This is a genomic window from Nocardia sp. NPDC056100 (genome assembly GCF_042266325.1).
GTDB lineage: Bacteria > Actinomycetota > Actinomycetes > Mycobacteriales > Mycobacteriaceae > Nocardia.
On the sequence record NZ_JBHJVY010000003.1, the window covers coordinates 279,747 to 291,868 of the forward strand.

Consider the following 12,122-nt stretch of genomic DNA (forward strand, 5'->3'; position numbering starts at 1 on the left):
AGCTCCTCCGAGACAGACCGATACGGCGTTACGCCGGGACGGGAACATAGCGTTCTTCGATCACACCATGCCGCCCGAGCATCCGGTCCGGGACGGACATCGCGCATACCTGCGGGTTCCGTCGCAGAATAGGGCGATGACGCACTCGGGTTTCACGCCAACCCAGCTCGCGGCCCGCGCCGCCTACCTGCTGCGCGGCAATGACCTGGGGTCCATGACCACCGCCGCGCCGCGGCTGTATCCGCATATGTGGAGTTGGGACGCCGCGTTCGTCGCGGTGGGGCTGGCGCCGTTGAGTGTGGAGCGCGCGGTGCTGGAAATGGACACGCTGTTGTCGGCGCAGTGGCGCAACGGCATGATCCCGCACATCGTGTTCGCCAATGGCGTGGACGGATATTTTCCGGGACCGAGCCGGTGGGAATGCCGGCGCCTCGCGGCCGATGCCCCGGACGGACCCGATACTTCCGGAATCACCCAGCCGCCCGTGCATGCCATTGCGGTGCAACGGATTCTGGATCATTCCCGGCGGCACGGGCGCAGCACCCGCGCAACCGCCGAGGAGTTCCTGCAGCGGCGCTGGCCGGATCTGATGCGCTGGCATCGCTGGCTGGCGTATGCGCGAGATCCCAAGCAGCACGGGCGAATCACGCTCTACCACGGGTGGGAATCCGGTATGGACAATTCGCCGCGCTGGGATCGCGCCTACGCGAATGTGATTCCGGGACCGGATCTTCCGCCGTACGAGCGGGAGGATCTGCACGTCGTCGGCGATCCGACGCAGCGGCCCAGCGATCGCGAATACGACCGCTACATGTGGCTGGTGGAGCAGATGCGCCGCTGCGGTTACGACGATTATCAACTGGCCTCGACAATGAGTTTCGCGGTCGAGGACGTATTCGTCACCGCCATCTTCGCGCTCGCGTGCGATGTGCTCGCCACCATCGGCGAGGACTACAAGCAGCCGAACGCCGATGTGCGCGAACTGCTGGAATGGGCCGATTACTTCCGATCGGGCGTGGTCGGCACCACGAATCCTCGCACCGGGGTGGCGCGCGATTTCGATGTGCGCGCGGACAAGTGGATCGAGACCGAAACCCTCGCCTCGTTCGCGCCGCTGCTGTGCGGCGGGCTGCCGCGTGACGCCGAACGGCGACTGCTGCAACTGTTCGAGGGTCCGCGCTGGTGCGGGCATCCGGATCTGCGCTACGCGCTGCCGCCCTCCACCTCACCGGTGGCCCGGGATTTCCGGCCGCGCGAATACTGGCGCGGACCGGTGTGGCCGGTGATGAGCTGGCTGTTCTCCTGGGTGTTCGCCCGCCGCGGCTGGGCGGAACGATCGTTCATGCTGCGCGCGGAGGGCCTGCGCCAGGCCAGCGACGGCAGCTTCGCCGAGTACTACGAACCGTTCACGGGCGAACCGCTGGGCAGCATGCAGCAGTCCTGGACCGCGGCGTCGGTATTGGATTGGCTCGGATGAATCGCTGAGATTCAGCTAACACTTGGACAACGTGCGGGCGAGTCGCTGTGTGGGGTGCGTAAGCCCACATAGCGTCCCCTGGCATGGTTCGACGAAGGAAGTTGGCACTGACCACTTTCGCGGTGGCCAGCATTCTCACGGCAATGTCGGCCGCCCCCGCGGCGGCCGATGCGGGCGGGCCGGATGTCTCGTCCTGGCAGCATCTCGACGGGCGCATGATCAATTGGTTCGAGGTGCGCGCCTCCGGCAATCACTTCGCCATGGTCAAGGCCACCGAGGGCGTCAACTATGTGAATCCGTACTTCGTGCCGGACAGCCTGCTCATGCGGGCGGCCGGGGTGGCGCGCGGGACCTACCATTACGCGCGCCCGAACCAGCTGCCCGAGGCGCAGGCCGCGCTGTACGCGGCCACCGTGCTGGGTCAGAACGGGCCGCTGGATCTGCCGCCGGTGCTCGATCTCGAGGATTCGGGCGGACTGCCCGCACCGGCGCTCATCGACTGGACGCACCGGTACCTGAATACGGTGCAGGCGTTGACCGGTCGCGTGCCGATCATCTACACCTACCCGCGGTTCTGGCAGACAGCCATGGCCGACAGCAATGAATTCACCAGGTACCCGCTGTGGATCGCCGATTACCGCGGTAACGACGGCCCCGAGGTGCCCGGCGGCTGGCCGAACTGGACCTTCTGGCAGTACACCGATTCCGGCAATGTGCCCGGTATCGCCGGGGGCACCGATCTGAACGTATACAGCGGCGCCCAAGGCGATTTCGGCCGATTCGCGAATATGCCGAGCTTCGGCAGCAGCTAGAGCACCTGCGAGAGGAACTGCTGCAGTCGCGGGGTCTGCGCCTGATCGAAAAGCGCTTCGGGCGTACCGGTTTCGACGACCCTGCCGTGGTCCATGAACACCACCTGATCCGATACCGAACGCGCGAAGCCCATTTCGTGCGTCACCACGATCATGGACATACCGCCCTTGGCCAGATCGGCCATGAGCGCGAGCACGCCCTTCACCAGTTCCGGGTCCAGTGCCGAGGTCGCCTCGTCGAAGAACATGACCTGGGGTTTCATCGCCAGCGCCCGGGCGATGGCGACGCGCTGCTGCTGTCCGCCGGACAGGTTCGCGGGCCGGGAATCGGCCTTGCCCGCCAGCCCGACGGTCTCCAGCTGCTCCAGCGCGAGCGTGCGCGCCTGCTCCTTGGACAGTCCGTGCAGCTTCTGCGGGCCGAGCGCCACATTGTCCGCGACGGTCTTGTGCGGGAACAGGTTGAAGTGCTGGAACACCATGCCGATGCGACGGCGCAGCTGATCCGGATCATCCTTCAGCACGGATTTCCCATCCAGCAGGATGTCACCCTCGGTCGGCTCGTACAGCCGGTTCAGCACCCGCAGCAGCGTCGACTTACCCGAACCGGACGGGCCGATGACGGTGGTGGTCTTGCCCGCGTCGACGTGCACGTCCACCCCGCGCAGCACCTCGTTGCCGCCGAGCGTCACGTGCAGTCCGGTACCCGTGAGTGAGGCACTCATGCTCCACGCCCTTCCGTGATGACGGCCTGTTCGACCGGTTCGACCGTCTTCTCGGCGCGGCCGGTGCGCAGGCGGCCGTCGATGTAGTTCACCAGATGGGTCAGCGGCACCGTCAGCACCAGGTACATCAGGCCCGCCGCCACCAGCGGCGACAGATTTCCGGTCTGTGCGTTGAGGTCTCGGCCGACCGCGAACAATTCGCGTTGTGTGGCAAGGAGTCCCAGGAAGTAGATCAGGGAGGAATCCTTGATCAGCGCGATGAACTGATTCATGAGCGCGGGCAGCACCCGGCGCACACCCTGCGGAATCACCACCAGGGACATGGACTGCCGGTAGCCGAACCCGATGGCGCGGGCCGCTTCCAGCTGACCCGGCTCCACCGACTGGATGCCGGAGCGGAAGATCTCACCGATATACGCCGAGGACAGCAGCGCCAGCGCCACCACACCCAGCCAGTACGGATTGTTGCCGGTGATGTTCTTGACCACCGGGCCGATGCCGAGGCCGATGATCAGGATGATCACCACGGCGGGCAGGCCGCGGAAGATATCGGTGTACACCCGTGCGGGCCAGCGCAACCAGCGGGTGCGCGAGATGCCCGCCACCGCCAGCAGCATGCCGATCACGGTGCCCAGCGCACCCGAAACCAGCGCCAGGATCAGGGTATTCGGCAGACCGGTCTTGATCAGATCCGGAAAAGCCTTGCGGTACAGCGACCAGTCGAAGAACGTGTCCTTCAACTGCGCGAGCGTGGACTTCGGCTGCACGGCGGTCTGCCCGGCATTGTCACCGGCGTGCTCGGCCGCGATCTTGGCGAAATCCGGGAGCTGCGGGGCGGCAACGGCTTTGGAGCCCGGCTTCCAGCCCGGCGGAATCTCGCGCGGCACCCAGTCCTCGTACAGCTTGGCGTAGGTGCCGTCCGCGATCACCGCGTCCAATCCGGCATTGAGCGCATCGGTGAGCGGCTGATTGTCCTTGCGCACGGCCCAGCCGGTGAAGTTGTTGAGGCTGAAGGTGTTCTGCACGATCGAGGCCGCGTCACCCGGCTTGATAATGCCGATGGCCTGCTGCGACGGTGCCACCCAGGCATCGATCTGCCCGGTCTTGAGATTCGCGTACGCGGTGTTGTAGTCGGGGAACTTCACCGGATCCAGGTGCAGTTCGTTCACCACGTACTCGTCCTGCACGGTGCCCTGCACCACGCCGATGCGGGTGCCCTTGTTCAGATCCGAAAAGCCCTTGATGGCACCGCCGTTCGGGGCGACCAGGGAGAAGTAGCCGAAATCGTAGCCGTTGGTGAAGCCGACCAGCTTGCGGCGGGCGTCGGTGGTGGTGATGCTCGACGACGCGGCATCGAAACGGCCATTGGCCACCTGTGCGAGCAGACCCGCGAAATCGGTGCCGGTGAACTCCACCTGCAGGCCGATCTTGGCGGCGGCCGCGCGCAGCAGCTCATTGTCGAAACCGGTGAACGTGCCCTTGGAATTGAGGCAGATGCTCGGCGGGGCGTCGGACAGGGTGCCGACGCTCAGCTTGCCCGGGGTGAGCAGGCCCAGCTTGGTGATATCGATGCGATCCAGCGGTTCGGTGGTCGCGGTCGTGTATTTATCCGAGTTCGGGGACTGCTGCCCCGACGCCAGATTGGTGGGTGCCGCGCTGGCCGCGGCCACGCCCGGCGGGGAACACAGATCCCCGCCGGAGGGTGCGGCGGCCGACGGTCCGGCACCGAGGGTGACCGCACCCAGGGTGACCAGCAACACCCCCGCCATCGACAGCATGCGAGGTCGGCGGCCGGACCGCCCGGACCTGGTCGTACGCAAGCAAACCATGACAAACCACCCTAGTGGGGGTGGCCGGTAAAACCAGACTTGCCATCAACGAGAGTCCAGGACCGCCCGTCGGCGGCGGGTCAGGCCGAGAGGCTGTCGCGCCAGGCGATGGCCTGTTCGACGGTGCTCAGGTCGTAGTCCGGGCCGCCGACGCCGACGGTGAACAGGGTCGCGCCCTGCGCCACGAAATCGGGAGCCTTGTCCGCGCCCGGCCAATCCACCGACTTCTCGATGTTCGCCACCTCGGTGCCGACCTCGGCGCAATGCTCGGCGAGGATGCCGGACTTGCGCGTCAGCACGTCGAGATCGGCGAAGCTGTGCCAGATATCGGCGTACTGCGCGACCAAGCGCAGCGTCTTCTTCTCACCGCCGCCACCGATGAGGATCGGGATATCGCGCACCGGCTGCGGATTCAATTTGGCCAGGCGGTCGGTCAGCCGCGCCATATTCTCCTTGAGCAGCGCCAAACGGCTTCCGGCCGTGCCGAATTCGTAGCCGTACTGGTCATAGTCCTTCTGGAACCAGCCCGCGCCGATACCGAGGATGAGCCGCCCGTCACTGATGTGGTCGACGGTGCGCGCCATATCGGCGAGCAGTTCGGGATTGCGGTAGCCGCCGCCGGTGACGAGTGCGCCCAGCTCCACCCGTTCGGTCTGTTCGGCGACCGCGGCCAGCATCGTCCAGCATTCGAAGTGCGCGCCCTCGGGATCGCCGTACAGGGGATAGAAGTGATCCCAGTTGAAGACGATGTCGACCCCGGCGTCCTCGGATCGGCGCACCGCGTCGCGAATCAATCCGTAGTTGGGGGCGTGCTGTGGTTGCAGCTGAACTCCGATACGAACCGGTCGGCTCACGTGGCTCTCCCTCTCGTGGAACTGGATTCTCGTACCGATTCCCGAGGCTACCGCCGTACCGATCGGGCCGCCGCGCGAGCTCGCGGGCGGGATACCCTCGCCAAATACATGCAGACATACGCATGTGTTGATGTTATCGTGGCAGGTATGAACGCGACGGCGAACGAACGGCGAACCGCAAACGGTGCCGACCGCCACTCGGCGGGCGACGGCGATCACGGGCACGGCCTGCTCGGACCACGCATGGAGATGGCCTTCGCCATCGGCTCCGGCGTCACCTATACGGGCGGCATGGTTGCCCGCTACCTCCTGGACACCCCGCCGTGGGTCGCGGCCACGCTGTTCGGGGCCACCTATCTGCTCGGCGGCTTCTTCACCGTGCGCACCGCGATCAATACCGTGCGGCGCGGGCGCTTCGAGGTCGACTTCCTCATGCTGATCGCGGCCGTCGGCGCGGCGGCGGTCGGCAAATGGGCCGAGGGCTCGGTACTGCTGTTCCTGTTCAGCCTCGGCCACGCGCTCGAGGAATACGCCATGAGCCGGGCCAAGCGCTCCATCGAGGCGCTGGGCGAACTCGCGCCCCGCACCGCGCTGGTGCGACGCGGGCCGGACAGCGTCGTCGAGATCGATGTCGAGGATCTGGAGATCGGCGATATCGTTGTGGTGCGGCCGAATTCGCGCCTCAGCGCGGACGGCGTCGTGGTCACCGGCGTGAGCGCCATCGACGAATCCGCGGTCACCGGCGAGAGCATTCCGGTGGAGAAGCGGGCCGTGGACGATCCGGCCGCCGCGCTCGCCAGCCGCACCCCGCTACCTGAATCACAACGCGTTTTCGCGGGCACCCTGAACGGCTCCGGGGTGCTGGAGATCATGGTCACCAGCAAGTCCGCCGACAGCACCCTGGCGCGGGTGATCGCCATGGTGCGCGACGCCGACACCCAGAAGTCGCCGACGCAGCGGTTCATCGACCGGTTCCAGGTGATCTACGTGCCCGCCGTCATTCTCGGCGTGCTCGCCGTAATCGGTTACGGCGCTGTCGTTCTCAGCGAACCGTTCGCGGACAGCTTCTATCGCGCCATGGTGGTGCTGGTCGCCGCCAGCCCCTGTGCGCTCGCCATCGCCACGCCCAGCGCGGTGCTGGCCGGAGTCGCGCGCGCCGCACAGGCGGGCGTGCTCGCCAAGGGCGGCGGGCCGCTCGAATCGCTCGGCCGGGTGCGGTCCATGGCCTTCGACAAGACCGGAACACTCACCTGGGGACAGCCCCGGGTCACCGATATCGAACCCGCGCGGGAGGAAATGCGCGATGACCTCATCACCGCCCTGTTCGCGGTGGAATCGTTCAGTGATCACCCGCTCGCGAGTGCCATCACCCGCGACCTGAAACTGCTCGTGCCAGCCGAGACGGAAACCAATGCCACCCAGGTGAATTCGGTGACCGGGCGCGGGGTGACCGCACTGGTCGACGGCAGTCCCACCGAAATCGGCAACCTCACCATGTTCGCCGAGATCGATCCGGACGGGGTGCCCGCCGCCATCGCCGAAACCGTCGACCGGCTGCACGCGGCCGGGCGCACCACCATGATCGTGCGACGCGGTGGCAGGTATCTCGGCGTGGTCGGCGTCATGGACACCCCGCGCGCCGAAGCGGCCGCGGTGATGGAAAAGCTACGCGCACTGGGCATTTCCGATCTGATCGTCATCTCCGGTGACAATCAGCGCGTCGCGGACGCGGTCGCCGACGGTCTCGGCCTCGATGCCGCGCACGGTGGCCTGCTGCCCGAGGACAAGGTCGAGATGATCGGCCGCCTCAGTGCCAACGGTGGCACCGCCATGGTCGGCGACGGCGTCAACGACGCGCCCGCCATGGTCAACGCCTCGGTCGGAATCGCCATGGGCGCAAGCGGTTCCGCCGTAGCCCTGGAAACCGCCGATGTGGCGCTGATGACCGACGATATCGGCCGCCTCCCCTTCGCGGTCGCGCTGAGCCGCCGCACCGCCGCCATCATCCGCCAGAACCTGACCGTCGCCCTGATCATCGTCGCGGGCCTGGTCCCCGCCACCCTGATCGGCCTGCCCATCGGCCCGGCGGTCTTCATCCACGAGGGCTCCACCCTGCTCGTGGTCGCCAATGCCCTGCGGCTGCTCCGCTTCCAGCGCGGGGCCGAACACGAAGGCATCGAACACGAGTCGCGCCCGGGTGCCTGATCACGGCTCGGCAGGGCCGTTCACCGGCTGATATCGTGCCCAGGACCCGAGCCCCCGGCTCGGGTCCAACCCCTCTACTACGGATCGTCCGGCACGTTCCTGCCGGTGAAGGGATGCGTTTCGCATGGCTACGGTCACTTTCGACAAGGCCACCCGGTTGTACCCGGGCTCGGCCACACCCGCCGTCGACGAACTGAATCTGGAGATCGCCGATGGCGAATTCCTGGTGCTGGTCGGTCCGTCCGGCTGCGGGAAGTCCACCTCGCTGCGCATGCTCGCGGGACTCGAGGAGGTGAGTGACGGGCGGATCCTCATCGGGGATCGCGATGTCACGCACGCCGAGCCCAAGGAACGCGATATCGCCATGGTGTTCCAGAACTACGCGCTGTACCCGCATATGAGCGTCGCCGAGAACATGGGGTTCGCGCTCAAGATGGCCAAGGTCGCCAAGGAGGAGCGGCAGCAGCGCGTGCTCGAGGCCGCCAAACTGCTGGACCTCGAGCCGTACCTGGATCGCAAGCCCAAGGCGCTGTCCGGCGGTCAGCGCCAGCGCGTGGCCATGGGTCGCGCCATCGTGCGGCAGCCGCAGGTGTTCCTGATGGATGAGCCGCTGTCCAACCTGGACGCGAAACTGCGCGTGCAGACCCGCACCCAGATCGCGCAATTGCAGCGGCGGCTCGGCACCACCACCGTGTACGTCACGCACGATCAGGTCGAGGCCATGACCATGGGCGACCGGGTCGCGGTGCTCAAGGACGGGCTGCTGCAGCAGTGCGCCTCACCGCGCGATCTGTACCGCAATCCGGCGAATCTGTTCGTGGCCGGATTCATGGGATCGCCCGCCATGAACCTGTTCACGCTGCCGGTTCAGGACGGCGGGGTAACGCTCGGCGGGCATCGCCTCGAACTGCCGCGCACGGTCGCCGGGGCCACCGGGCCGAATATCGTTGTGGGCGTGCGGCCCGAGCATCTGGAGCCGGTCGCCGACGGCCGGGGCATCGGCATGGAGGTCGATGTGGTCGAGGAGCTCGGCTCCGACGCGTACATCTACGGCCGCACCCTCGGCGACGGGGAAACCATTGTGGCGCGCGCGGATTGGCGCAATCCGCCCGCCAAGGGCGCGCGGCTGAGCCTGTCCACGGACGCTGAGCACATCTACTTCTTCGGTCCCGAAGACGGACGTCGCCTGAACTGACGTCCGGCGTAACGACTGGCGTCGCACCGCATTACGCGGGGCGGCGCCAGTTCTTGTTCACGCGGACCCGCAGATTCTCCAGTGGCACTTCATTTCCCGAGGCGGAGCGGATCTCGACGCGCACCGGTTCGCCGGTCGCGTCCTCCACGCGCTCCAGCGGCGGGGTGCCGTCCTGGAGGTACTGATCACCCCACTGCCACAGCGCGAGCACGGCGGGCAGTAGGTCCGAACCCATTGGGGTGAGCACGTATTCGTGCCGGGTGCGCTTACCCTCCTCCTGATACGGGCGCTTCTCCAGCAGTCCGGCATCAGTGAGTTTGCGCAGCGCGCTGGAGGCGGCCGCATCGGTGATGCCGATGCGGGTGGCGAAACCGTCGAACCTGGTGACGCCGTAGTAGGCCTCGCGCAGGATGAGCATCGCCGACCGGGTGCCGACGATATCGAGGGCCTTGGCGATGGAGCACCCTTCGGGCTTCCACGCGCTCAGGTCCCTGAGCTTTCCTTCCAATACGACGGACATGGCGTACATCATACACATGCTGACTTGCCTCAACTATGGCCAGCTCGTAGCCTGGGTTTAGGGCAATGAAGCCAGCTCCTCCGAAAAGGAAAAGCCATGAGAGACGCAGTCATCGTCGAAGCGGTTCGTACGCCGGTCGGCAAGGGCAAGGCCAATGGCGCGCTGCACGGTCAGCATCCGGCCGACCTGTTCGCGCACAGCCTGCGCGAAGTGGTCCGGCGCAGCGGCATCGATCCCGAACTCATCGACGACGTCATCGGCGGTGTCGTCACCGCCGTCGGCGAACAGGGCAGCAACCTCACCCGCCGCGCGGTCCTGGCCGCCGGATATCCCGAATCCGTGCCCGCCACCACCGTCGACCGGCAGTGCGGCAGCAGCCAGCAGGCCATTCACTTCGCCGCACAGGGCGTCATCGCCGGGGCGTACGACATCGTGGTCGCGGGCGGCGTCGAATCCATGAGCCGAGTGCCCATGGGCGCCAACCTCATCGGCGCACAGGACATCGCGGGTGTCGGCTTCGCCGAACGCTATCCCGAGGGCCTGGTTCCGCAGGGCATCAGCGCCGAACTCATCGCCGCCAAATGGGGACTGTCCCGCGCCCAGCTCGACGAATTCGCGCTCGGCAGCCACGAGAAGGCCGCTCGCGCAACCAAAGACGGCGCGTTCGACGCCCAGCTCGCACCCATGGCCGGACTCACCGCCGATGAGGGCATCCGCCTCGGCGGCAGCCTGGAAACCCTCGGCATCCTGCGCCCCGCCTTCTACAGCGAGGAGATGGCGGCCCGTTTCCCGCAGATCGGCTGGAATATCACCGCGGCCAACGCCAGCCAGATCAACGACGGCAGCTCGGCAGTGTTGATCATGACCAGCGAGCGGGCCGCCCAACTCGGCCTCACTCCCTTGGCGCGCCTGCACAGCTTCGCGGTAGCGGGCGACGATCCGCTGCTCATGCTGACCGCCGTGATCCCGGCAACCCGAAAGGTATTGCAGCGCAGCGGCCTGCAACTCTCCGATATCGACCTGTTCGAGGTCAACGAGGCCTTCTCCTCGGTGGTCCTGGCCTGGGCGCACGACACCGGCGCGGACCTGTCCAAGGTCAACGTCAACGGCGGCGCGATAGCCATCGGCCACCCGCTCGGCGCATCGGGCTCCCGAATCGCCACCACCCTCGTGCACGCCATGCACGACCGCGGCGCACGGTTCGGCTTGCAAACCATGTGTGAGGCGGGCGGCCTGGCCAACGCCACCATCTACGAACGCCTCTGACCCTCGAAGTCACAGGGACACCGCGACAATCGCGGTGAGCAAACCCAACACCCACGATTCGATGAGCAGCGGGAAGGCCACCAGCGCGGTAGGCCACGCCCGCTGCCCCAATCGCACCGCCCGCTGCACCCACAGCGGAATCACCATGAGCGTCACCACAATCCCGAACCACCCCACGAAATAGGCGAACGGCAGATACCGGTGCTCACCGGTCGCACCGACCAGCACCCGATAATCCGGCACGAACGCCGCCAGCACCCACCCCGCAACCACCGCCGCGAGATAAATCACCACGGCAGCAACAAGATCCACCGGCCGAACCGGCGGCCGCCAATACTCCGCCATACCTCCAGCATGCCGCGATTTGTCAGCCGACGGCGTTACCGACCAGGACGTGGCCGATACCGCCGCAGATCGCGATGATCGGCAGTGCGGCCAGGGTCCACCACCAGGCGCGGCGACCGGTCATGGCGGCCACCGCCGCCAGCACCAGCGCGGCGACCAGGGCGAGGGACATACCGCCGCCACCGATCAGCAGGCCCCACAGGGCCGAGGCTCCGGGGCGAATCGCGGTGCACTGCACCGAGAGATCCTTCTTGGCCGTACAGCGGTTGCGGATCAGGCCGAAGGCTTTTCCGAACAGGTCATAGGAGAACAGCGACACGATCGCGATATCGACCGCGAACAGCACCGCGGCCAAAGCGGCGTCCTTGCGGCTGACGGGCGGCCTCGGACCCGGAGTATTCGTTTCGGCGGCAGCCGATTTCGAGCGGCGAGCACCGGCCTTCTCACCCTTGGACAGGGTTTGGCGCACGGTTTCCTCGCCATCGGCGGGCGCGTACGGCTGCCCCGGCTCGCCCTGCCCCTGATCGCCCGGACCCGATCCATACGGCGGATTCCCACCGCCGGGACCGAAACCCGGACCGGGAACAGGTTGCGACGCCGGACCTTCCGGACCCCACGGCTGCCCGGATCCCTGCGGTGCACCGTGCCCCGGACCCGGAACCGGCTGTGACAGCGGACCTTCCGGACCCCACGGCGCATGCTGCCCCGTCCCGTACGGCCCACCCGAGCCTCCCGGACCCGGGCCCCGGCCCGGATTCCGCTGCGACGCCGGATCCCCCGGGCCCCGAACCGGACCCGGCGGCCGTCCGGACCCGCCGGTGTTGCGTTGCGCACCCGGATCTTCCGACCCGCGACCTTGACCGGGTCCGCCCGGCCCAGGAGTTCCCGGGCCACCGG

At 67.1% G+C, this 12,122-nt stretch carries 11 protein-coding genes; 5 read left to right on the forward strand and 6 right to left on the reverse strand.

Annotated features, from left to right (window positions below; translation table 11 throughout):
- Positions 1-136 precede the first annotated feature (136 nt).
- Together ACFC0O_RS23470 and ACFC0O_RS23475 are read left to right on the forward strand one after the other, a co-directional pair.
- Complete coding sequence (locus ACFC0O_RS23470) at positions 137-1,477, forward strand: glycogen debranching protein (protein WP_375961194.1); 1,341 nt, start codon at positions 137-139, stop codon at positions 1,475-1,477.
- A gap of 83 nt (positions 1,478-1,560) precedes the next feature.
- Positions 1,561-2,289, forward strand: a complete 729-nt coding sequence (locus ACFC0O_RS23475) for a glycoside hydrolase family 25 protein (RefSeq protein WP_375961196.1) — start codon at positions 1,561-1,563, stop codon at positions 2,287-2,289.
- Here ACFC0O_RS23475 and ACFC0O_RS23480 read toward each other — a convergent pair.
- From ACFC0O_RS23480 to ACFC0O_RS23490, 3 genes are all read right to left on the reverse strand, one after another.
- On the reverse strand, positions 2,286-3,011 hold the full coding sequence (locus ACFC0O_RS23480; RefSeq protein WP_375961198.1) for an amino acid ABC transporter ATP-binding protein: 726 nt from the start codon (positions 3,009-3,011) through the stop codon (positions 2,286-2,288). The two genes, ACFC0O_RS23475 and ACFC0O_RS23480, sit on opposite strands and share 4 nt — an antisense overlap.
- Positions 3,008-4,780, reverse strand: coding sequence for an ABC transporter substrate-binding protein/permease (locus ACFC0O_RS23485; RefSeq protein ID WP_375961201.1), 1,773 nt, complete (start codon positions 4,778-4,780; stop codon positions 3,008-3,010). The genes ACFC0O_RS23480 and ACFC0O_RS23485 overlap by 4 nt, the downstream gene beginning before the upstream one ends.
- Positions 4,781-4,920: 140 nt before the next feature.
- Positions 4,921-5,694, reverse strand: coding sequence for an LLM class F420-dependent oxidoreductase (locus tag ACFC0O_RS23490; RefSeq protein ID WP_375961203.1), 774 nt, complete (start codon positions 5,692-5,694; stop codon positions 4,921-4,923).
- Positions 5,695-5,841: 147 nt separating this feature from the next.
- Between ACFC0O_RS23490 and ACFC0O_RS23495 the strand changes: the two genes are divergently transcribed.
- Entirely contained in the window at positions 5,842-7,899 is a 2,058-nt protein-coding gene (locus tag ACFC0O_RS23495) for a heavy metal translocating P-type ATPase (protein WP_375961206.1), read from the forward strand.
- Between the two features lie 124 nt (positions 7,900-8,023).
- The gene (locus ACFC0O_RS23500) at positions 8,024-9,094 is read left to right on the forward strand and encodes an ABC transporter ATP-binding protein (RefSeq protein ID WP_375961208.1); all 1,071 of its coding nucleotides are present in this window, start codon (positions 8,024-8,026) and stop codon (positions 9,092-9,094) included.
- A 31-nt stretch (positions 9,095-9,125) separates the two neighbouring features.
- Here ACFC0O_RS23500 and ACFC0O_RS23505 read toward each other — a convergent pair whose 3' ends face one another.
- Complete coding sequence (locus tag ACFC0O_RS23505) at positions 9,126-9,614, reverse strand: winged helix-turn-helix transcriptional regulator (RefSeq protein ID WP_375961210.1); 489 nt, start codon at positions 9,612-9,614, stop codon at positions 9,126-9,128.
- 96 nt (positions 9,615-9,710) lie between these two features.
- On the opposite strand from ACFC0O_RS23505, the gene ACFC0O_RS23510 reads away from it, so the two are divergent.
- Complete coding sequence (locus ACFC0O_RS23510; RefSeq protein WP_375961213.1) at positions 9,711-10,880, forward strand: thiolase family protein; 1,170 nt, start codon at positions 9,711-9,713, stop codon at positions 10,878-10,880.
- Between the two features lie 9 nt (positions 10,881-10,889).
- On the opposite strand, the gene ACFC0O_RS23515 is transcribed toward ACFC0O_RS23510, so the two are convergent.
- Positions 10,890-11,225 carry a hypothetical protein gene (locus ACFC0O_RS23515; protein ID WP_375961215.1) on the reverse strand — a complete coding sequence of 112 codons (336 nt, stop codon included), beginning with the start codon at positions 11,223-11,225 and terminating at the stop codon, positions 10,890-10,892.
- Positions 11,226-11,247: 22 nt separating this feature from the next.
- Positions 11,248-11,694, reverse strand: a complete 447-nt coding sequence (locus tag ACFC0O_RS23520) for a hypothetical protein (protein ID WP_375961217.1) — start codon at positions 11,692-11,694, stop codon at positions 11,248-11,250.
- Between the last annotated feature and the right edge of the window lie 428 nt (positions 11,695-12,122).